The 22,769-nt window shown below is 58.6% G+C and carries 11 protein-coding genes and 8 pseudogenes; 18 read left to right on the top strand and 1 reads right to left on the bottom strand.

What is annotated here, in order from left to right; genetic code table 11:
- The 18 genes and pseudogenes from QA640_RS37720 to QA640_RS37630 form a co-directional block, all read left to right on the top strand.
- Positions 1-1,581 (top strand): annotated as a pseudogene (locus QA640_RS37720) (IS66 family transposase).
- A gap of 251 nt (positions 1,582-1,832) precedes the next feature.
- Positions 1,833-3,332 carry a porin gene (locus tag QA640_RS37715; protein WP_283037774.1) on the top strand — a complete coding sequence of 500 codons (1,500 nt, stop codon included), beginning with the start codon at positions 1,833-1,835 and terminating at the stop codon, positions 3,330-3,332.
- A 793-nt stretch (positions 3,333-4,125) separates the two neighbouring features.
- A pseudogene (locus QA640_RS37710) lies at positions 4,126-4,563 on the top strand (transposase); the annotation flags it as partial.
- 528 nt (positions 4,564-5,091) lie between these two features.
- Positions 5,092-5,694 (top strand): annotated as a pseudogene (locus QA640_RS37705) (reverse transcriptase domain-containing protein); the annotation flags it as partial.
- Positions 5,695-5,884: 190 nt separating this feature from the next.
- Positions 5,885-6,124, top strand: a complete 240-nt coding sequence (locus QA640_RS37700) for a ribbon-helix-helix protein, CopG family (RefSeq protein WP_283037773.1) — start codon at positions 5,885-5,887, stop codon at positions 6,122-6,124.
- Positions 6,125-6,264: 140 nt separating this feature from the next.
- Complete coding sequence (locus QA640_RS37695) at positions 6,265-7,017, top strand: recombinase family protein (RefSeq protein ID WP_283037772.1); 753 nt, start codon at positions 6,265-6,267, stop codon at positions 7,015-7,017.
- Positions 6,945-7,964, top strand: a complete 1,020-nt coding sequence (locus tag QA640_RS37690) for a recombinase zinc beta ribbon domain-containing protein (protein ID WP_283037771.1) — start codon at positions 6,945-6,947, stop codon at positions 7,962-7,964. Before QA640_RS37695 ends, QA640_RS37690 begins: the two co-directional genes overlap by 73 nt.
- A 609-nt stretch (positions 7,965-8,573) precedes the next feature.
- Positions 8,574-9,824, top strand: coding sequence for a group II intron reverse transcriptase/maturase (gene ltrA / locus QA640_RS37685; protein WP_283037770.1), 1,251 nt, complete (start codon positions 8,574-8,576; stop codon positions 9,822-9,824).
- 82 nt (positions 9,825-9,906) lie between these two features.
- Positions 9,907-10,440: a group II intron maturase-specific domain-containing protein gene (locus QA640_RS37680; protein WP_283037769.1), complete on the top strand. Its 534-nt coding sequence runs from the start codon at positions 9,907-9,909 to the stop codon at positions 10,438-10,440.
- Between the two features lie 2,143 nt (positions 10,441-12,583).
- On the top strand, positions 12,584-13,432 hold the full coding sequence (locus QA640_RS37670; protein WP_283037768.1) for a reverse transcriptase domain-containing protein: 849 nt from the start codon (positions 12,584-12,586) through the stop codon (positions 13,430-13,432).
- Positions 13,433-13,687: 255 nt separating this feature from the next.
- A pseudogene (locus QA640_RS37665) lies at positions 13,688-14,917 on the top strand (reverse transcriptase domain-containing protein); the annotation flags it as partial.
- Between the two features lie 297 nt (positions 14,918-15,214).
- Positions 15,215-15,583 (top strand): annotated as a pseudogene (locus tag QA640_RS37660) (IS630 family transposase); the annotation flags it as partial.
- Positions 15,584-15,882: 299 nt separating this feature from the next.
- Positions 15,883-16,068: a hypothetical protein gene (locus tag QA640_RS37655; RefSeq protein ID WP_349253762.1), complete on the top strand. Its 186-nt coding sequence runs from the start codon at positions 15,883-15,885 to the stop codon at positions 16,066-16,068.
- A 1-nt stretch (position 16,069) separates the two neighbouring features.
- Positions 16,070-17,138 (top strand): annotated as a pseudogene (locus QA640_RS37650) (transposase); the annotation flags it as partial.
- Positions 17,139-17,516: 378 nt separating this feature from the next.
- On the top strand, positions 17,517-17,960 hold the full coding sequence (locus QA640_RS37645) for an ATP-binding cassette domain-containing protein (RefSeq protein WP_283037766.1): 444 nt from the start codon (positions 17,517-17,519) through the stop codon (positions 17,958-17,960).
- Complete coding sequence (locus QA640_RS37640) at positions 17,957-19,411, top strand: amidase (protein WP_283037765.1); 1,455 nt, start codon at positions 17,957-17,959, stop codon at positions 19,409-19,411. Before QA640_RS37645 ends, QA640_RS37640 begins: the two co-directional genes overlap by 4 nt.
- Before the next feature lie 775 nt (positions 19,412-20,186).
- Positions 20,187-20,444, top strand: a complete 258-nt coding sequence (locus QA640_RS37635) for a hypothetical protein (protein ID WP_283037764.1) — start codon at positions 20,187-20,189, stop codon at positions 20,442-20,444.
- 1,071 nt (positions 20,445-21,515) lie between these two features.
- A pseudogene (locus QA640_RS37630) lies at positions 21,516-21,799 on the top strand (HU family DNA-binding protein); the annotation flags it as partial.
- A 228-nt stretch (positions 21,800-22,027) separates the two neighbouring features.
- On the opposite strand, the pseudogene QA640_RS37625 reads toward QA640_RS37630, so the two are convergent.
- Positions 22,028-22,726: pseudogene (locus tag QA640_RS37625) on the bottom strand (NtaA/DmoA family FMN-dependent monooxygenase); the annotation flags it as partial.
- Between the last annotated feature and the right edge of the window lie 43 nt (positions 22,727-22,769).

Genomic DNA, 22,769 nt, shown 5'->3' with positions numbered 1-22,769 from the left:
ATGAGCACCGCGACGCTTCGCGACGAGAATGAACGCCTGAAGGCGCTTTTAGCGCAAACGCAGGCAGCATTGAGCGAACATCAAGCGGCGCTGGCAACGTCGGAAGAAGCGCGGTGCCGGGTGGAGATTATTCTCGGGGAACTACGCCGAGAGAAGTTCGGAGCGAAGTCCGAGAAGCTGCGGCCAGATCAATATCATTTGCCGCTCGAAGACGTGGAGATCGCGCAAGGCGTCCTGGACGCGGCACAGGAGAAGGCGGCCGTGATCATCCAGGGCCGATCGCGCGGCGGATCGGATCAAGCCCGTCGCAATCGGGGCTGCATTTGCCGCGGGTGGAGCGGATCATCGAGCCTGCGAGCACGCTTTGTCCGTGCGGTTGCGGGGCGATGACGAAGATCGGCGAGGACGTCAGCAAACGGCTCGACGTGATCCCGGCGCAATGGCGCGTGCTGGTCACACGCCGCCCGAAATACATCTGCCGCCGCTGCTCGGGCCCTGTCGTGCAGGCGCACGCACTGGAGCATGTCGTGCCTGGCGGACTACCGACCGAAAGCCGCGATTGCGCAGGTGATCGTCTCCAAGTTTGGCGACCATACGCCGTTTTACCGTCAGGCCGAGATCTATGCGCGCCAGGGGATCCGGCTTGATCGGGCGACACTGGGCAATTGGTCAGGCCGCGCCTGCTTCCATCTGCAGCCCGTTGCCGACCACATGCGCCGCCATCTGGCAGCGGCGGATCGCCTGTTCATGGATGAAACCACGGCGCCGGTGCTCGATCCCGGGCGTGGTCAAACGAAGAAGGGCTTACTTCTGGGCGATCGTCTCCGACGACCGCGGCCATAGCGGCCCAAGTCCGCCCATCGTGCTGTTCCGATATGCCCCCGGTCGCAGCGGCGCCTTCGCTGAGCAGTTCCTGGACGGCTTCAACGGACGCTTCCTGCAATGCGATGCCTATGACCGTTATGATCGGCTGATCGAAGTCGCCCGACCGCAAGGGCCGTGGACGCTCGTACATTGCTGGAGCCATTTGCGCAGGCGCTTCGTCAAATTGGCCCGCAACAGTAAATCGCCGATCGCCGGGGCTGCCGTCCGGCAGATCGCACAGCTCTACGCCATCGAAGCCATGGTACGCGGTTCATCGTAGCCGGATATCAGGCTGGCCGCGCGCAAGGAACACTCGCTGCCGCTCGTCGAGGCGTTGAAGCCGTGGTTCGCGAAACAGCTATCGATGATCTCCAGCGGCTCGACGCTCGCTGATGACATCCGCTACGCGCTCAATCATTGGCAGGGGCTGACGCGCTTCCTCGATGACGGGCGTCTCGAGCTCGACACCAACCCGGTTGAGAACGCGATCCGGCCAATCTGCTTGACCAGAAAAAACGCGCTCTTCGCCGGTCATGAGGTCGGAGCCGAAAACTGGGCCTTGCTCGCATCCACCGTGGCGATTGTAAGCTCAACGACGTCAACCCGGTCGCCTACATCGCCGAAACGCTCACGGCGATCATTGCCGGCCATCCCCAAAGCGAAATCGACGACCTCATGCCATGGCGGTTCCGCAAAAGGTCAAGCCAGCATCAATAGGGTTGCTGCTAAGCGCTTACGATCGATACGGAAGACCCACTGCATGAAGACGTTATCAATGGCTTCGATGCATTATGCCGGCAGCGATCGAAGGCTACCTATCGCGCAAGTTGGAATTAGTCGTGAATCCTCGGAATTCTGAAGGCTGGTGCAGAATTTCGGCGATGCAAGCCCTACATCAGGGAAAATCGGCATTGGAGATTCTTAATACTTATTGAGCGGCTAGGAGATCCGCTCAAAGGGGGACATCCATGAAACTTACGAAGAGTATTATACTTGGCTCTGCAGCAATCTTTGCGAGTGCCGGGGCGCAGGCGGCCGATCTTCCAGTGAAAGCGAAGCCGGTCGAGTATGTAAAGGTCTGTTCGCTGTATGGTGCTGGATTCTACTACGTCCCGGGGACCGACACCTGCATCAGGCTGGGTGGTTATCTGCGCGCCCATGCCAACCTTAACACAAACGTTGATTCTAACCCTAACGACAGCGGTGTGGGTGCCGCACGGAATCGTCTCAGCAACTACTATACGTCGCGTGTTCGCGCAGACCTGCAGATCGACACACGTACCGCAACCGAATATGGGTTGCTCCGTACGTACGCCGAAATGTGGTTCACTTTGACGACGCCCGGTGTTGCGGGTGCCGGTACCACTGCCACGAATGGTTCGACAGTTTCGCCCGCACCCGCCACTGCATTGAACATTACCTACGGCTTTATCCAGTTCGCTGGTTTCACGTTCGGCAAGGCCGCCTCGCAATTCTCCACGCCTTGGGGCGAATATCCGGGGAATTTCGCCGAATTGCCGGGCAGTAGTGGTTGGGACCCCGTTAGCCAGGTCAGCTACACCGCTGACTTCGGTCAAGGCATTACAGCTTCATTCTCCGCTCAGGATCCCGTTCAACATGATATGGCCAACATTTGGAACGTGAGCGGTGCTACGGCTGCAGGTCTCGCCACCGGCACGTACGGCGCCAATGACTTTGGCGGTACGCGAGCTCCAGATCTCATCGCGGCAGTTCGTGTTGACCAGGCTTGGGGCCTTTTCCAGGCGTCGGTCGCGGCCCACGACAATCATGCTGCCTACTACGGTGCCACAGAGCTCACCGGCTTTCCGAGCGATAAGTGGGGCTGGGCAGGTCAGCTCGCATTGTCGATCAATAATCTCCCGACCGGGCCGGGTGACTCGATCAACTTGACAGGCGTATATGCGAACGGTGCAAGTCGTTACGTCTTCAACGATTATATGTCGACCAACTGGGCTAGGTATGGCGGTACGAACTTGGCTGGTGCTTACCAGAGCGTCGGAATTGCTGGTCTTTCTGATTCTGTGTTCGTTACAGGCGCTGGCCAAGAATTGACCACGACATACGGCTTCAACGGCGCGTTCAACCACAATTGGAATGAGTACTGGCATACCAGCATCTACGGTGGTTGGGGCGCTATGCGCTATAACGGTACGGCCAAAGGCTACATCTGCGGCGCCGTCGTCACAGGCCTCGCCTTGTCGAGCGGTCTTGCAGGCTGTAACCCTGACTTCAACTTTGCGGTCATCGGTACATACATCACTTGGACCCCGGTCAAAAAACTGACCTTCGGGGCCGACATCGCTTACAATATCGTGGACCAGAAATACGCGGGCGGAAGTACCGTGACGTTGCCGGTGCAGGCGGGCATTGCAAAGCCGGGTGCTGTGTATGAGCTGAAGGACCAGGGCGCCCTCTCGCTGCTGCTCCGTGCTCAGCGCAACTTTTGAGACTGATCAAGCTAGGAAACTAGAAAGGAAAACGGCTCTGTACTAAGTTTGATCTCCAAGAAGGCCTCCGGGATGTCCCCCCGGAGGCTCTTTTGCGTTCCGGAATGAGTTTTGACCATGAAACTGGGTGGCGTCATACGATGGCGCCGCCGGGAGATGCTATCCATATCGAAACTGAAAACCAGGCAGGCAGTCCTAGTCCTGCTAAATAGCCTGAGCCGTGGCAGAGGCCGCGAGCACCGAGCGAAAATCTCTTCCCGAAAGATATTCATGCTCAGTCGAAAAGCGTCGGTCTGCCCGCATTGTGGCGGCACCATGCGGCGCGTCGATGTCGTCCCGCGAGCCTACCACGACCATCCGTTTCGTTGTGATACGTCATGACCAACGCCGGCACTATCCACCCCTTCCGTGATCACCTTCGCGGTGGCAACGTCCGAAGTCGCCGTGGCCGCGCTCGTCACCGAACACCCGGCCGATCGTTCGACCACGCATCCCAGCGCAGCAAATCGCTCGCTGGATTGCGCCCTCGGCCCGATCAATCGGGCCCCTCACATCAGCTGAATGTCTCGCCGACGCGCGGCGACCACAGGCGCGCCTTCTCTGCACCTGCGCCGGCTGCACTATCGCCATAGCGCCCACAACTCCGCGGCTTCGTTCAATCCGGCTTCTATGAGGTCGCACGCTACGACAGAGCGCGCGGCTGGCCTTTGCCCGCGACCTCATAGAACCCTCAAGATTTCCCAAATCATCCTGTTTCTGATTCACCATGCTGGCTGGACGGAGGCCAGCATGGATGGGCAAGCCTTACTCTCTGGATCTTCGCAAACGCGTGGTGGCGGTGATTGAGGGCGGGATGTCCCGCAATCAGGCAGCCAAGCAGTTTGGGGTTGCGATCAGCACCGCAATTGGTTGGATGAAGCGGGTCGATGAGACCGGCAGCGTTATTCCGGGCCAGATGGGCGGTCACAAGCCGAAGGCGGTTTCGGGAGATCACGCGATCTGGCTGTCGCAGCGGATCAAGGACGGCGATTTCACCATACGCGGTCTCGTTGCCGAGCTTGCCGGTCGCGGCCTGAAGGTCGACTACCAGTCGGTGTGCAGCTTCAAAAAAAGCGTGGTGGCCGGCGAACGCGATCGTCCCGAAGTGGCGCGACGGCGAGCCCAGTGGGAGTATCAAGGTCGCGTTGAAGCTGAGCGGCTAGTCTTCATCGACGAGAGTGTGCTGCAGACAGCGGAAGGAGTTCAACATGAACTAGGACCGATGGTGAAGCTGCGGGAAAGATGGGGGCCGGCCCCCCGAGATCGGCTTTCAGGAGCGGGTCTCAAACCAATCCGAGCCGCTGCGGTAAAGAGCCGTGGTGGTGAGCGTCGGATCAGAAGTCCGGAATAAACCGAGCAGGTGAGTGCCCGAAAGACGAACGAAAGTGAACCCTCCGAAGACACGTCGTTATGAATCCAAGTGTCGTCAAAACCAGGACCGTCTCGTCATCCTGGGACAAGTCCGCCAGATGCCTGACGACTGGGCGGGCGGCGACCGGCGTAGAGGGGGCGTGAGTCGGACACAGGCTTTCGCGTGGAACTGCAGGAACCAGGCTCTTGATGCCAAGGGAGAAGCGCAAGCGGCGCCAGCCGTGAGGCGAGAGTACCGATGCAAGAGACTGGGGCGGACCGATCCGTAGGAGCGTCGAGGGCCCTGTAATGGGGTCGGAGCAAAGGGATCGGGTCAGGTAGTCGTACTCTTGAACCAACTGGAAACAGGATGACTTCGAACGGTGCGACAAACAAGTCGTTCTCGATTGAGAAGCGGCGAGTGTACGAAGCCTACAAGGCGGTCAAATCCAATCGCGGTGCGGCCGGAGTGGACGGACAGACCTTCGAGATGTTCGAGACAGATCTGGCAGGGAATCTCTACAAGATCTGGAATCGGATGTCGTCAGGGACCTACTTTCCACCTCCGGTGCGCGCCGTCTCCATTCCAAAGAAGACGGGCGGCGAAAGGATTTTAGGTGTGCCCACTATCAGCGATCGGATCGCGCAGATGGTGGTTAAACAGATGATTGAGCCGGAACTGGAATCCATCTTCCTGCCGGACTCTTACGGCTACAGACCGGGAAAATCCGCTCTGGACGCCGTGGGCGTCACGCGTCAGCGGTGCTGGAAATATGATTGGGTTCTAGAGTTCGACATCAAAGGACTGTTTGACAATCTTCCGCATGATCTTCTGCTGAAGGCGGTCCGGAGACACGTGCAATGCAAATGGGCGCTGCTCTACATCGAAAGGTGGCTGACGGCGCCAATTGAAAAGGACGGGAAGCTTGTTGAGCGGACTCGCGGAACCCCGCAAGGGGGCGTGAGGGCTCCCTGAACGCAAAAGATAACTTCCGCTTTGAACGCGTCATCACCGGCTGGCGCGATGGAGCCGTTGTTGATTTGAGACGCAAAAGATAATACCATTATGTCATATGATTCGATCGACGCAAGCGCAGAAAGCCGAGCGGCTGAGGGCGGCGCGACGCTTGCTCGCGAAGAAGATCGGCATGGCGGAGGCGGCCTTGGCGCTGTCGCGCGAAAGCGGCTTGTCGCTGCGGCAAGCCTATCGCTATCTCGAAGTGGCCAAAAGGAAGGAGCCGCTCCTTTCCGCGCCGCAGCCGTCTGTGACGCTCTCCCTGAAGATGCCGGCCGATCTCGCCCAAAAACTCCAGGCGCATGCGGCGGCTTCCAGGCTTTCGGCAAGCGAGGTGATGCGCCGAGCGGTGGCCGCTTATCTCGCGTCTGTCCGCGAAGATGGCTGAGCGGCGAAAAAAGCGCGACGTTCGACTCGAATTTGCGTTCGATCGCCTCGTCGCCGTCAAACTTGAACAGGTTTACGAAATTCTCGTTCCAGATCAGGTGCGCTTCGCGCGCGCCGGCGCCGATGTGACGGGAGGCGAAGATGAAAACCGCCGCGATTTACGCCAGAGTGTCGTCGGACAAACAGAAGGAGGAGAACACGATCGCCAGTCAGACGAGCGCGCTGATCGCTTTCGCGCGCGAGCAGGATTGCGACGTGCCGGCGGAATGGGTGATCGAAGACGACGGCTATAGCGGCGCGAGCTTGTTGCGCCCTGGGCTTGAACGACTGCGCGATCTCGCCGCAGAAGGACGGATCCAAGCCGTGCTCGTCTATGCTCCCGATCGGCTGAGCCGGCGCTATGCGCATCAAATCCTTCTTATCGAAGAGTTCGCGCGCGCCGGCGTCGAGGTCTTGTTCATTCGCTCGAGACGGGCGGCGACGCCGGAAGACGAGCTCCTGCTGCAGTTTCAGGGCATGATCGCCGAGTATGAACGCGCCCAAATCCTGGAGCGGTCGCGGCGAGGGAAGCGCCATCGCGCCCTTCAAGGCCAAGTGAGCGTGCTTTCTGGCGCTCCGTTTGGCTATCGCTACAAGCGCAAGACCGATCACTCTGCCGCCTATTATGAGATCGACGAGCGACAGGCCGGTGTCGTGCGCTGGGTCTACGAGCCTTACACCGCAAAAAACCACAGCATCGGCGCCATCACGCGCCTGCTCAATGAGCGCCAGATTCCGACAGCCAAAGAAACAGGCCGCTGGAGCGCTCGACGGTCTGGGCGATGCTGCGCAATCCCGCGTATAAAGGAACGGCCTGCTTTGGCAAGACGCGGATCGCGCCGCGCATGCGTGTGACGCGGCCGTTGCGATTGCGCGGCGGCGTCGCGCCTCGCAACAGCGCCAATCATGAACTTCCTCGCACAGAGTGGATCGAAATCCCTGTGCCGACCATCATCAGCGAAGAGACCTTCGCATTGGCGAACGAGCTTTTGGAAGCCAACAAGAAGCATGCCCCGCGACGCACGATCACGCCGAGCGCCCTGCAAGGATTGTTGAGCTGCGCCAAATGCGGCTATGGGCTCTATCGCACCTCCACCAGGTCGAGCGCTCGAACCATCCATTACTACCGCTGCTTGGGCTCGGATGGCTGGCGCCGGCTCGGCGGGCCGGTCTGCGACAGTCGCCCGATGCGCCAGGATTTGCTGGACGAGGTGGTATGGAAAGAGATCGCGCGTTTACTTGAAGACCGACACCTCATCGAAGACGAACTTGAGCGCCGGCTCAAGGCGGCGCGCAACGCCGATCCCACGCAGCGCCGGGAGGAAACGCTTCGCCGCGATCTTGCGCGCTCCCGGAAAAGCATCGAGCGTCTCCTCACGGCCTATCAGGAGAGCCTCCTCTCACTTGAAGAGCTGCGCAGTCGCATGCCCGATTTGCGCAGCCGCGAACAGGCTTGCCTGTTGGAGCTGCAAGCGATCGAAGACCAATCGAAGGAGCAGGAAGTTTGTCTGCGTCTCGCCGAATCCGTGACGAGCTTCCTCGACCGCCTGCGTTGGTCCGTCGACGCGCTCGATATAATCGAACGCCGACGCGTGCTGCGCCTTCTCGTGAAGGAAGTCCTCGTCGGCGACGACAAGATCATCATCCGCCACTCCATCCCCCTCCCACCCACCCCTCCGGGTGGAAAGGCGCCTGGCGCCACCGATAGTTCCGTGACCGCTCCTCCACCGCAAAGTTATCTTTTGCGTTCAGGGAGCCATCAGCCCAATACTGGCCAATCTGTTCCTGCATTATACGTTTGATTTATGGATGGCGCGGACACATCCCGACCTCCCTTGGTGTCGGTATGCCGACGACGGTGCGCCACGACGGCGCGAAGGAGGTGTGATGTAGAGCACCTTTGAGCAGCCTTGCTGCACAGAAGATGGGGGTTGGCCCCTCGAACTCGGGTTGCAGGATCAGGGTTCAAACCACCGGCTGCTGCTTCGGCCCAATGGTCGAGGTGGTGAGCGAGACCGGAAAAGGCAGAGCAAGACTCTGTCAGGTAAGGATCGAGGAGACGAGCGCAAGCGAACCACCGAAGAACTGTCGAAAGCGTAGGGAAGACGTCAAAACCAAGGGGTAGTCGTTATCTTGGGATCAGTCTGAGCGATACCTGTTTACGGCTCAGGCGGCGTCCGGCAGGCGAGGTGGCGTGACCTCGGTTCAGGCTTCTGTGCGGAACGTGGGAACCTGTATCGCGATGCCAAGGGAATGGTTCAAGTGGAAGCCCCACAAGAGTCTGAGTACCAATGCGCGATGCAGGGACGGAGCCGTGTGTAGTAGTGACGAAGACACTGTAATGGTGGCGGAGCGAAGGCACGGCACTGTCCCGCTTGATTGGAAGAACAACCGGAAACGGGAGGACTCTTTTGAGCCAAGCAAAGCCGTATGACATCCCCAAGCGCTGGGTTTGGGAGGCGTACAAACGGGTTAAAGCAAATCGGGGCGCAGCCGGTGTGGACGAGCAGTCGATCGAGGTGTTCGAGGCAGACTTGCAGAGCAATCTGTACAAGCTCTGGAATCGAATGTCTTCGGGCAGCTACTTTCCACCGCCGGTCAAGCGTGTGCAGATCGACAAGCGCGACGGCGGGAAGAGGCCGCTAGGAATTCCTACGGTGTCGGATCGCGTTGCTCAGGCGGTCGTCAAAGGATATCTGGAGCCGGATTTGGAGAAACACTTTCATCCAGACTCGTTCGGATATCGACCCGGAAAATCGGCGCTCGATGCCGTTGGGGTTGCTCGCCAGCGATGCTGGCGGCATCCCTTCGTGCTCGATCTCGACATTCGGGCTTACTTTGACTCGATATCGCATGAGCTTTTGCTCAAGGCGATTCGAAAGCACACGGACTGCGCTTGGGCGTTGTTGTACATTGAACGGTGGCTTAAAGCTCCCGTTCAACTGGAAGACGGCACCCCTGAACCCCGAGAGAAGGGCACGCCGCAGGGCTCGGTGGTATCACCGCTGATGGCGAATCTCTTTCTCCACTATGCGTTCGACATGTGGATGCGAAGAAATCATCCGAGCATCCCGTTCGAGCGTTATGCCGATGATATTCTCTGCCATTGCGACAGTGAGCGGCAGGCACAAGAACTGAAGGAGGCGCTTGCGAAGCGCTTTGCCGAATGCGGACTGGAGCTTCATCCGGACAAGACGAAGATCGTCTATTGTAAGGATGACGACCGGCGAGGTGATTATCCTGAACAGAAATTCGACTTTTTGGGCTACACGTTCCGCGCCCGTCGGTCGAAGAACCGTTGGGGGAAGCACTTCGTCAACTTCAGCCCCGGTGTCAGCAATGCCGCGACGAAGGCAATCCGACAGGAAATCCGTGCCTGGCAACTACGCTGCCGGGTGGATAAGAGGATCGACGACCTGGCGAGGATGTTCAACCCGATCATTCGAGGTTGGATGAACTACTATGGTCGGTACTACAAGTCGGCGCTTTACCCGACACTACGCCATCTCGACCGATGTCTCGCGCGATGGGCGATGTCGAAATACAAACGTCTGCGGCGACATCGAAGACGGGCAGAGCACTGGGTACGGGACATTGCTTGCCGCACCCCCACGCTGTTGGCCCATTGGCCGATGCTGCACAAGACGGCGGCTGGACGGTAAGAGCCGGATGAGCGGAGACGTTCACGTCCGGATCTGTGAGCGCCTGGGGGTGAAACTCCCCCGGGCGACTCGACTGGTGGTCTTGATCGACGCCTACAAACGTCATGACTGGCTGATTGGAGCCGTGACCAAACGACTCCGGGAGGAGTTCGCCAAGCTGCAGGTGGAAATCAATGATGAAAAGAGCCGAACCGTGAACCTGGAACGAGGCGAGAGCTTCAGCTTCCTGGGGTTCGACTTCCGCTACCTCCGCAGTCTGCGCGGAGCGATGCGGCCGCATTACACGCCCAAGCTCAAAAAGCGGACGGCCCTTTTGCGGGAGCTCAAAGAGGTGTTTCGCCGATACCGGTCGCAACCGATTGACAGGGCAATAAGCCTGATCAATCCGATGCTCAGGGGGTGGGTGAACTACTTCGCGGTTGGACACTCCAGTGAGTGCTTCAGCTACATCAAAGATTGGGTGGAGAAGAAGGTCAGGCGCCAACTGGCGCAGGCTCGGAAACGAAAGGGCTTCTGCTGGAAGCGGTGGAATAGATCGTGGCTGTACGACACTCTCAGGCTGTTCAACGGCTATCGAGTGCGACGCGATGGACCGAAAGCTGCTCCGGCCGGATAGGTCCCATAAGCCTTGGAGTGAAGCAAATGGGAGCGCGCAGTGCGGGAAATCCGCACGCTGCGTGCGACGTGGCGGGGACTGGAAACGTGGCACGGTCGAGAGGCCTGTCGGCGCGCCAGTCCTCGACCCTACCTGTGAGCGCCTGGGGGTGAAACTCCCCCGGGCGACTCGACGACTGGTGCACTGCCGGACGGAGCGAGAAGCAGAAGCCATTAAGGCGAAGCTTCAAGCGAGGCTGGAGGTGTGCGGACTTCAGATGCACCCGACAAAGACGCAGATCGTCTATTGCAAGGACAACAGGCGTCGGCAAACGTATCCGAAGGTCAAGTTTGACTTTCTCGGATATCAGTTCAGGCCGCGGCAGGTGGCAACGCACAGCGGAAGGAATTCTTCTGTGGATACACCCCGGCGGTCAGTCCGACAGCCTTGAAGGCCATGCGAGCAACGATCCGAAGCTTGCACATTCCCCGGCAAACGCCGGCGACGCTGGCTGAAATCGCCCAACAGATCAATCCGCTCCTCCGGGGTGGATAGGTTATTATGGCCGGTTCAGTCGCTCGGCGCTGTTCTCTCTGGTCGATTACGTCAACCAGAAGCTGAAGGCGTGGATCATGCGAAAGTACAAGCGCTTTCGGCTCCACAAAACCGGTGCTTCGCTGTTCTTGCGAAGGCTGGCTCGGACTAATGCGGAGCTGTTCGTACACTGGCAGTTGTTCTGGGCGGAACGACGACGTTCACCTGATGGGAGCGGTGTGAATCGAGAGGTTCACGCACCGTTCTGCTTGGGTTGCGCCTTGCAAGCGCGTTGAAGTCTGCCGTCTGCGATGACGGCCGCGGCAAAGCCTAGCGAGCAGCCGCGAACCGAGTCTTGCGTGGCGTCCGGTAACGGCCGCTACGAAGCGTAGACAGGGAGATTGCAGGCCGGAATCAAGTGAACGGGAAGATAGCCCCGAAATCGAACGTGATCGGAGTAGCCGACCCTGTCTCTCAAAGGGGAAGGCGGAATCGCAACCCGCGTCATCGCGAGCGGGGCTGAGGTGCTCCCGGGGTTCGTACCGCCAGCATGCAACCAAAGGAAGCAACGTGAACAAGGGAGATCCATCCGGTTCAAGCGCAAACTTGTAGGACCTGCCAAGCCGATGAGGTGAGAAGGGTCTGATGACCGGGTGGAAGTCAGACTGACTGATAGTGTGCGCTGGGCAGCGCATGAATCATTGGGGTTGAAGTCCCCTCGGCGCTCGGATGAGGGGCGCTGTATCCAAAAGCGGGGGTAATGCCTCGCTGGCCGGGAGAGCAAGAGGGTATGGAGAAGTCTAAACGGGCACGCAGGCGAAAGCCGGAAACAGCCAAGACGGACCTGGAGCCAGTTGCTCGGCGTATCCCGGAGGACAGGGTGTCCGGAGCGATCCGGAATCCGAAGGGTTTGAGGAGAAGTATCGGGCTGTAATCAATGGGGGCCACCCCGACGATGAACAGGTCGGCCAAAGATGGGGCAAGGTCGAGTCCGCACTATTGGGACGAAGGCACTACTCATTCACCCATCGCACCAAGGTGTTTGCTGGCGGCACGATACGGAAGATTCATGTGTGACCCCAGGAGACCTGCATCAGTCCCGGCCCAAATCCGGGTAAACGACCCTATAAGCGCAAACGAAGTGGGAAGTGATGCTGAGGCAGGAGTCGGAGAACGTAACGGTACCTGAAGCGCGAAACGAATAACTCGCGTGACCGGAAACGGCGGATCGAGAGTGGTCCGGGGAAGGACGTTCGTGAATGGATCGAGCAAGGATCAATTGAGGCTGATGAGAAAGGAGCGTGCAGATGGAAAGTTCCCTTTGTGAAAAACCCGAACGACACGCTTCCAGGAGACTGTCCGATTATCTGACGCTCGAAGGTCAGAAGCAGAAGGTCCACTCTCTGGTGGACAAGGTTTACGCACGCAAGAACTTGCACCTTGCGTGGGAGCGCGTTCGCGCCAATCGAGGGGCAAGCGGAACCGATAGGATCACGATCGAAGAATTCGAGGCCAATCTGGAAGCAAATCTAGAACGGCTGCATCGAGAGCTCCGCGACGACACCTATCAGCCGCTGCCTGTGCGACGGTTGGAGATCCCGAAAAGAGGAGCCCCGGCAAGACCAGACCTTTGGGCATACCCTCGATCTATGATCGAGTGTGCCAACAGGCACTGGCCAATCGCTTAGAGCCGATCTTTGAGAAGGTCTTTGATCCCAGCAGTTTTGGGTATCGGAAGGGTCGAAAGACAGCCGATGCGCTGACCAAGATCTGGCGCGAAATACAGGCTGGAAACGAGTGGATCGTAGATGCGGATCTGAAAGATTATTTCGGGTCTGTCGATCACGACAAACTCCTGACTCTGGTTGGAAAGCAGATCGCCGACAGCAGAGTGCTGAAGCTAATTCAGCAAACTCTCAAGGCAGGCTACGAAGACAAGGGCCGGAGGTTTGAAACGCCACAGGGAACCCCGCAAGGGGGTGTCGTTTCGCCGATGCTGAGCAACATCCTGCTGACTCCCTTCGATAAGGAGATGAGGCGACATGGATACCAGCTCACGCGATGGGCGGACGACTGGGTTGTGACCTGTCGGACTCGAGCTGAGGCGCAAAACGTCTTGGCCCGAGCAGAAAAGATTCTCGAAGAGCTCGGTGTGACGCTCAACCGGGAGAAGACCCGGATTGTGCACATTGCGCAAGGCTTCGAGTTTCTCGGATTCAAAATCCAACGTGGGAAAGGACAGTTTAAACTGGCCCACGACCGGATCAAATCCAAACTGAACCGGCAGAATCTCTATGCCATTCCCACACAGAAGTCGGTGGACCGATTCAAGGATCAGATCAGGGCCTTGACCAAGAGGCGTATACCTCTGCGTCTGGGCGAATTGATCAATGCGATCAACCGATCATCCGAGGATGGGGACACTACTACTGTCGCTCCCGGGTCAGGACACGCTTCCACCAGCTGGACGGGTGGATAGTCCGCCGGCTGTGGTCGCACCGCGCCAAGCGGTGGCGGAACGCAGGCTGGAAGAAATATCCCACCCAACGGCTGCGTGCGGAGTTCAAGCTAGTTGGCCTTGTCTCACTGATCCCTTCACTTCAGATCACGAAAGCCCATTCATGAAAGCGGCTTGCGGGAAAACTGCACGAGCCGTTTGAGCGGCGGGCGGAGGCAAGCCCTTCAATGGGCGCCTCCCCCGACCCGACACTCGGAGGTCGGGAGAGCCGACTACATGGGGAAGCGGTCAGCGGTAGTTGAATTGTTCTTGGGCGACATGGGCTCCATTCAACGGGAGTCACGGCCTTCTATTCTAAGAGAAGATCAGCTGACCATGGAAACGAAACTTGAACAAATAGCAGTGAAAGCTCGGCGCGAGCCAAATCTTTGCTTCACCTCGTTGGCCCATCACATCACGCGCGATCGAGTGCAAAAGAATCTATTACAGATTCCGAAGCGCTCCGCCGCCGGGGTGGACGGACAGACGGTGGAGGCGGCGAGGGAGAGCTTCGACGGATGGATCGAGCCGATGCTCCAATCCATCCACCGACAGGGATATCGGGCGCCGAACATTCGGCGTGTCTATATCCCCAAGCCCGGTAAGACGGAGAAGCGCCCCCTCGGGGTTCCAACTGTCGCCGACCGGGCGCTCCAGCGCAGCACGGCTGCGGTGTTGTCCGCCATCTACGAGCAGGACTTCTTGCCCTGCTCGTTCGGCGGCAGGCCGAAGCTCAGCGCCCATCACGCCTTGGCGACCCTCAATGAGGTCATCGCCGGCGGCATGATCAGCTGGGTGTTGGAGGCGGATTTGAAGAACTTCTTCGGGAGTCTCGATCATGATTGGGTCCTCCGGTTTGTCGAACCGCGCCTGATCAGCTTGATCCGGCGCTGGTTGAAAGCGGGTGTCTTGGAAGACGGAGCGGTGCATCCGAGCGAACAAGGAACGCCACAAGGCGGATCGATCAGTGTGCTTTTGAGCAACCTCTACCTTCATTACGTTCTCGACCTCTGGTTCGAACGCGTGGTGAAGGGCCGGTTGCGGGGCGAAGCCCGACTGGTGCGCTATATCGACGACTTTGTGATCTGCTTCCAATATCGATCGGACGCCATCCGCGTACAGGAGGCCTTGCGTCTTCGGTTGGGGAAGTTCGGCCTCACTCTAGAGCCGACCAAGACCAAGTTGGTCGAGTTTGGTCGGTTCGCGCAAAGACACGCGGGCAAACGCGGCAGAAACCGCCCGGAAACAATCTACTTTCTGGGTCTAACGCTCTATTGCACGCGAAACCAACGAGGCAACTTCAAGGTTGGGATGCGTACCGAGAAATCTCGGCTAAAGCGCAGCCTTATGTCTCTGCAGGAGCTGATGCGGCGAATACGGCATTACAAGATCAGTGACCAGGCCGATGAAATCAACGTCGTCCTGCGCGGCCACTATGGCTATTACGGTGTCGCCGGAAATCTCCGGAGCCTCGTAAAAGTCTATCGGGTCGTCGAGCGTTACTGGCGCAAGATGTTGTGCAGCCGCAGCTGGGCGGGTCGTCGCCTCACTTGGGACGCCTTCCACCAAATCAAAGAACGGACACCGGTGCTGAAGCCTAAGCTGCGCTTATCGGGAGCTGCAGGCGCTTGCAGTGCTGTGAACCAACTGTCGAAGAGCGTCGGTGCGGGAAATCCGCACGCCACGTTCTGTGGGAACCGGGGGCGGGCGACCGCCTCCGGTGACCCGGTGCCGGGGGTGAAAATCCTCCGGCCTACTCACCCCTGGACCAGGCCCGACATGGCTCCCTTGCGGGGATGGGCACCGCGCGCGCGCAGCCTCCCTGCCAAGGTGCCCCACGGGCGCTGGAAGACCATGACCTTCCTGGCAGCCCTGCGCCATGACCGGATCGATGCGCCATGGTTCATCGAGGGGCCGATCGACGGCGTGAGCTTTCGGACCTATGTCGAGAAGGTTCTTCTGCCGACCCTTCGTCCCGGCGACATCGTGGTCATGGACAATCTCGGCAGCCACAAAAGCAAGCTCGTGCGCCAGCTCATTCGTTCCGCCGGCGCCAAACTCTTCTTCCTGCCAAAATACTCGCCCGACCTGAACCCGATCGAACAGATCTTTGCCAAGCTCAAGCACCTGCTCGGCAGTGGCCCGGATCGTCGCTGCCTTAGCTACTTTCCGGCGCAAAATTCGACGGCGTTGGCATTTGGATAGAATCGGCTGGTTTGCGGAAAACTGCAAGATCGGACGGATTTGGGTTGACCCATTGATTCATTCTTATGAATGATTCGAGAGCGGACCCTCCGAGCGCGCCAGAAGCTGGTCGGCAAGTTGCCAATCACCGGCGAGTTGCTGCGCGGCTCGCTGCTGGAACGCACCATCCGCCCAAAGGATGCCCGAAATGCGCGCGTGGCGAAGGGCATCAGGTGTTTGTCTTGACGGTGACCTACCCGGGAGGACGTACGCGCCAGTTCAGCGTGCGGCGCGAGCGGGTTGCCGAGGTGCGCCGCTGGCTGAGCAATTATCAGGACCTGAAGGAGGCGATCGAGACCGTTTGCGAGCTCAATCATGATCTGCTGCGTCCGGACCAGGCCGCATCGAAGAGGCGGAGGAAGCGGCATGATTGAGATGCGGCGGGCGCAGCTCAGCTTCGGCGACGGGCTGATCGCCGAGGAAGTGAGCGATCTTCGCGAAGACTGGATGAAACATGCCGACGCGCTGCTCGCGGATGAGGACATCGTCGCAGCCATGTATGAGGCTCTGGCCAGACGACATGCCAAGAGCCGCAGCCGCGGCCGGCGCGGTGCCTCAGCCGAGGTGGTGTTGCGGCTACTGATCCTCAAGCACATCCGCAACTGGAGCTACCAAGTGCTCGAGCGCGAAGTGCGCGCCAATTGTGTACCGCGACTTCACGCGCGTCGGCGCCGGCAAGACACCTGATGCAAAGAAGATGGGACGTTGGGGGGTGGCGGTGGGGCCCGAAGTGGTCAAGCAGATTCACCAAAGGCTTGTGAAGCTGGCTCAGGCCAACGGGTTGGCGGCGGGGCGCAGAATGCGCGTGGACACCACCGTGGTGGAGACCAACGTGCACTATCCGACGGATTCCAGCTTGTTGGGCGACGGCGTGCGGGTTCTGATCCGCACCATGAAAAGGATCGGCAAGGTCGCCGGAGAGACTGGCGCCAAGCTGTGCGACCGCGGACGCAGCGTGAAGCTGCGGGTCCTGGACATCGCCCGGGCGGCGCGTTCCAGAGCCAAGCAGAGCCGAGAAAGGCTCAATCGAGCCTATGGCCAGCTACTCAATGCGACAAGTCGAGTGGTTGGACAGGCGAAGCGGTTCTCCAAAGAAATTGTTGGAGGAACGAAGCGCGCGAGGGGCGTTCCGCAGCAATTGGTGCTCGAAGGCCTGCGCCAAGAGCTCGACGCGATGGTGCCGCTGGTCAAGCAAGTGATGAAGCAGACGAGAGCGCGTATCTTCCGTGGCGACACACACGCCGAAGGCAAGCTCCTCAGCGTGTTCGAGCCATCGACGGAGATCATTCGCAAGGGCAAGGCCGGCAAGCCGAACGAGTTCGGCAAGATGGTGAAGTTGCAGGAGGCCGAGAATCAGGCTCTCAAATATCCCCTGCCGGCAGTCCCGGCGGGTCTTGCTTTGCGCACCTCATCGGCCACAATCCCGAAATCGCTAATTTTGCGCCGGAAAGTAGCTAGCTCGCGTCAACCGGACTTTGGACGCCTATTCACCTGAAATCATCGCATCGACCCGGTCGAACGCAGAATTCCGGCGAAATATTGCTTGGTTTAGAAAGATTCGACCTCAAGCATCGGATACTTCTCGAAAGAGAAGCTTCCGGTGAGCTGAATGACGAAAGCGGGATAATTAGGGAAGGAAAACAATGCGATTGGTGAACTCCGAGTGTGCGCGCCGCTACTTTGTGTGCGTGCAGCATCCGGTCTTGGGTGTCAAGCCGAGACTTCGTGTGCGCTTTTGGAGTGCGGGGCGGCTCGCGGCTCGGCGCTTGAACATTGAGAACGAAGCGAGCGTCCCGTGCCTTGCCGGTTCGTAGGTGCGGTCATGACGGTGGCGGTCGAAGATCGTGGGGCAGGCGGGATTGACCGTCCGACCAGTGAAGCTCGGCCAACCGAGAGGCTCGCAATCGGGACCAGCGGGCGCTCCGCGGGGGGGCGTAAAACCGACGACCGTAATGAGAATGTCCCGGCGGTCCGCCTTGACCGGATCACGCATCGTTTCGGCGGCTTTACCGCGCTCGACGATGTCTCGCTCGAGGTTCGGCGAGGCGAGTTCGTAACACTGGGGCAGAGTTGGTCGGGGAAGTCGACTTTGCTGCGCAGCATCGCCGGGCTGACGACTGCCAGTGAAGGTGACTTCCGATCGAGGAACCAGCCCGCCCGACCCTGCTTCTTCTGCCCGCATCACCATTCCATCCATGAGGCCTATAGGTGGCAGTTCGACATCGCGACCTGCAATTTGATGAAAGTCTGTGAGCCTGATCAATGACAAATGTATCGGAAGACATCCAAACTCTGTATCGAAAGAGCGACGCGCTCGCTCTTTCGGCTCTCGTCAGGGACAAGGAAGTAACGGCGTCAGAGCTCATGGAGTGCGCGATAGCCGCAACTGAAAAGCTCAACCCTGCGCTCAATGCGGTGGTCAATACCAACTATGCCGATGCTCGCGGTCGTGCAGCACAGTGCGACTCCACGGGACTATTTGCCGGTGTGCCATTTCTCGCGAAAGATCTGGGTACTCGGGTGACCGGTCTGCGGACCACCAACGGTTCGCGTTTTTTTCAGCGTCACGCGCAGCCGGCGACCGAGGACAATGAAGTCATCCGACGGCTGCGCAAATCGGGGATGATTCCGTTTGGAAACACGAATGTGCCGGAATACGGCGAGTCGGGGACAACCGAACCCAAGCTGTATGGTCCTGCACGGAATCCGTGGAATCCTGCCTATTCGCCAGGCGGTTCAAGCGGCGGTGCGGCTTCCGCCGTCGCAGCCAGGATCGTGCCGATCGCAGGTGCGAGCGATGGCGGAGGTTCCACGCGTCAACCCGCCAGTTGGTGCGGGCTTGTCGGACTCATGCCTTCTCGCGGACGCGTCCCCACATATCCGGGGGTGGACCTGTGGTACGGCGGTTCGGCTTTGTGTGTATCGCGAACTGTTCGCGATACGGCCGCCTATCTAGACGCGGTGAGCGGTCCCTGCGCAGGCGATTCATACATACCGCCGCGGAGCGCCGAGTCTTTTCTGCAGTTGTCGTCGCAGGAACCGAAGCGCTTGCGCATTGGATTCTCGACCTCTCTCCCATTTGGAAACAAGCTCGACAGTGAGAATGCCACAACCTTGGCGGATACGGCTCGCCTGCTTGAGGGCATGGGCCATAATCTCGAACCCTACGATCTCGCATTTGACATCGAAACGTGCTGGCGAGCGCGAGCCCGCATGAGAAGGGTAATGGCAGCCTTCGGAGTTCAGGCGGCCGAGAAGACGCTCGGCGCAACTCTGACCCACGACGATATCGAACCCTTCACAAGAGCCTATATCGAAGAAGGTAAAGCCATCGACGCGGTTACACACGCGAAGGACATCGAAATCGTGCGGTATGCCGGTCGTGACATCGCCGCCGAGCTCGTACCATTCGATGCGTTTTTGTGTCCGGTCTTTGCAGGTCGCACCTACCGCATAGGCGAATGGGATACGATGTACGATACGGCTCCTGATCCGGCAAAGATTTCAACTCACGCGTATCTTTTCCCCTTCAACGTAAGCGGGTTGCCGGCCATTTCGTTGCCTTTGCATGAGTCGCACGACTGCCTTCCCATGGGCGTGCAACTGGTGGCGCGATACGGTGACGAGGCCACGCTGCTCCAGATCGCGAATGCGCTCGAACGACACGTGCGCTGGGACAAGCGACAGCCGTCAATCATCGATTGCTTAGCGCGCTAACCCATTCGCCCTTTTGAGAGAACAGCCTGGCGATCGGCCCTTGTTTTGGTGCGGGACGAACATGCCGATATCGATGAACTGAAGCGTGCAGTGAGGGCGGGATGTCGGAGTGAATGCGTCAAACCGCAACATTCCGGCAAGCCTCTGCTTCATTCGGCTCTGCGCATCACGTCCAATTTTGCCGCTGCTTGCACATTCCCCCGGCGATTGGCGTGGATTGATGCGGGTGAATTTGCACGAGACCGAAGACATTCTTGGCTAACTCGAGTTGCACTCGATCGGTATCTCGGCCGGATGCACATACCGGCTCACGGTGGCGGCCGATGTAGAGATTTTGGCTCCATCTCGCGAACGAGACGCTGAGAAACGCCGCTAATTTAGTGAAATTATAGCGAATCTCACAGTTTTTCGGCGCAAAAAAGGTCTTACAGATTTGTTATCGCCGCTTGCTGCGCGGGCGGCTCCTCACGGTAGAGAGGCTCCAAGATGCCTCCGCCGTCCCAACCCAACCTGGAATCTGAGATGATAATATTTGCAGCCCGGCAGGTTGACCAAATTCGCCACGGGCACATGCATCAGTCGTCGCCGTAAGCCGCGACTTGGTACCTCAGTAGGTCAATCAACCTGCTTCGCAGATACTCGGCAGTTTGCCTATGCGAAATAATCCATTCGATCTCGATGAAGGTGCGATGACCAAACACAAAGCTAGAAGCCGTTCACCCGGTCAACTATGATATCCACTGGAATCCAGTGCGCATCATCCAGGGCTTCGGCCGTGGTGAACTACTGGCCAGACATTACCCTGGATGAGTACATCGAGCTAAAGGAGCGGGTCGAGAACCGCATGGTCATCGCCGATGTCAGCGCGACCGGCGACGATAATGTCCTGACCGCCAAGAACAGCGACATTGCCTACCGCAAGGAGCAACTGAAGCGGCTTCAGGAACAAGTCGTCGAACTGGAGGACGTCAACACTGGCATCTCAATCACCGATCTCGGGCTCAATGACTTCCGGATGGACCTGCTCAACTAGGTCAAGGAACATGGCGAGTTGAATAATTTGCCGAATGGGCTCCACGCAGTCGTGCCTGCTCAGCTCGAGCTGGGTCTCCACCCCGGCGTGATTTTCGCGCTCAAGAAATGCTAGCCGCATTGTTGCGGATCACGAACTCCTTGGTCTCTCAAGCGCATCAGGCAGTAATTTATATCTCAATCAGCCATTGAAGCATCGTATTCCAACAGAAGCTGAACGGACGCTCGTTTCAGCGCTCCTCTCTCGACATCGGGAGGCTGTTCGGAGGCCGATCTTGAAAAAGCACTGGAAGTGTCTCCGGCATTTGCCGCAACCTTTGGAAGGGGTATGCGCCAATAACCCGTTGGCCTGTTTCTCGATAAAGTTGCGAATGGTGAAAATCGAATCTTTACAGGCGGCAAAAGCGCCATTGACCTGATTGGAATTCGAGATGACCAGCTTGCACTGGTCGAACTGAAGAAAGACGGGAATCGCAAGGTCGGAGCACTATCGGAATTGTTTTTTTATTCCTGTTTGATGCGCGACGCTCTGCTGAACAATTTTAAATTCGAGGATCGGTCGCCGAGGCAAAACTGCTCGATAAGTACGGAGGACATCAGGAGGTGTTCGAAAAGTCTGGCGGTCCTTCTGGCGCCAGCGATGCATCCTCTGATTAACGCAAAAATCATTTCAGAGCTGAACTCAGCGCTCGCGCATCATTGGCCAAGCTTCCCTGTGAAGTTTAAGGCGGTTCATCTTCGAGGTGTGCCAAAATCTATAACTGAGGATTTCGTGTTCAACTGACGGTGCCCCGCGGGTGTTTCCGCGATGACTACTTGAGTTCGGCTCCCGTGCTCGTCGAATTTCGCGGACTGCGACATTGCGGGAGCGGGAAGAGTGCGTACTATGCCATTCGCAGCGGTCGGTGATTGAGGATCACTGGCTGGTTGCGAAACAACTGCATAGCCATAACTGATAATCATGACCAATGATTTCCAGAGTGGCCACGCTGGAGGAGCCCGTGATGCTCGTTAAACGGATGGCGAGCTACGAGTTTGCTGATGCGGTCTGCTCCTCTCAAAGTAAATTTACATGGCCAAGATGACCAAGAAGCAGCTCATTGACGCGATTGCTGAAGGAAGACAGATTTCCAAGGCTGACGTAAAGGCCGTCATCGAGCAGCTGACGACTGTAGGCTACAAGGAGTTGAACCAGTCAGGTGAGTTCGTCATTCCCGGCTTCGTCAAAATGTCGGTCGTGAACAAACCCGCTACCGAAGCCCGTAGCGGAGTTAATCCCTTCACGAAGGAGCCGATGGAATTCGCGGCCAAGCCGGCCAGCAAATCGTCAAGGCGTCACCGCTTAAGGTTGCTAAGAGGCGGGCGCGGTTTGACGAAATTGTCGCTCTCTGTGGATTAATTGCAACCGGGTTAGACGGCGTGGGTCGTTGGCACACGGAGCCGAGGCAATGCTCAAGAGAGCCAAACGGGTTGTACGACCAAAAAGGCCAGCGAAGTCCGACAGGCCGCTATCGAAAGACGGTCGCAACTTCAAGGTCTGTCACATCCCGCGAGATGCCGGCGAGGTAAGGGAGTCCGGCGATTGGTATCGACCAGGTGACGCGGAAAGGGGCCATCGAGATCGAAGCCGGTGAGATTGAGCCCGATCATCTGCCGGAGCTGGGGCAGCGAAAATTCCGGCTGGATCAGCGCGTTGAATTCTTCCTGCAGCCGGTCAGCCTCGACCTGCGTGCTGGCGATGAAGGTAGAGATGCCGGGCACGATCTTGATCTGACCGGGACTGCGATCGAACGCGCGCGCCTGATGCTTCATGTCGGCATAGTACTCGTGCGCACTCGCCAATGTCTGGTGCGCGGTGAAGATGGCTTTCGCAAAGCGCGCCGCAAAAGTCCGTCCGTCCTCGGATGAGCCGACCTGGACGTAGATCGCCCGGCGGCGACCGCAAGACATTGAGTGGACCGCGCACGCGGAAATGCTCGCCGATGTGGCCTATCGCGTGGATCTTGCTGGTGTCGGCGAAAATGCCGGAGACGGGATCGTTGACCAGCGCGTCGTCTTCCCAACTGTGCCACAGCTTGGTGATGACATCGAGACATTCCCGCGCCCGCTCGTAGCCTTCGTGATGTGGGGATGCTCGGGCAGCCCAAAATTCTGCGCGACGTGCGGCAAGGCCGTCGTCACGATGTTCCACCCCGCACGCCCGCCGCTGATGTGATCGAGCGAGGCGAACAGCCGCGCAAGATTGTAGGGTTCGGTGTAGGTCGTTGTCGCCGTCGCGATCATGCGATGGAAGGCACCGGTGACGACATGAGTGTGCAGACAGTTG

This window comes from Bradyrhizobium sp. CB82 (assembly GCF_029714405.1).
Lineage (GTDB): Bacteria > Pseudomonadota > Alphaproteobacteria > Rhizobiales > Xanthobacteraceae > Bradyrhizobium.
Note: the sequence above shows the minus strand (reverse complement) of the source record. Positions and strands in the feature narration are given on the sequence as shown.

What these genes read in the sequence shown, in the direction of transcription:
- QA640_RS37645 (WP_283037766.1), top strand. Translation starts at nt 17,517, where the DNA reads ATGACGGTGGCGGTCGAAGATCGTGGGGCAGGCGGGATTGACCGTCCG.
- QA640_RS37715 (WP_283037774.1), top strand. Translation starts at nt 1,833, where the DNA reads ATGAAACTTACGAAGAGTATTATACTTGGCTCTGCAGCAATCTTTGCG.
- QA640_RS37690 (WP_283037771.1), top strand. Translation starts at nt 6,945, where the DNA reads ATGCTGCGCAATCCCGCGTATAAAGGAACGGCCTGCTTTGGCAAGACG.
- QA640_RS37640 (WP_283037765.1), top strand. Translation starts at nt 17,957, where the DNA reads ATGACAAATGTATCGGAAGACATCCAAACTCTGTATCGAAAGAGCGAC.
- QA640_RS37695 (WP_283037772.1), top strand. Translation starts at nt 6,265, where the DNA reads ATGAAAACCGCCGCGATTTACGCCAGAGTGTCGTCGGACAAACAGAAG.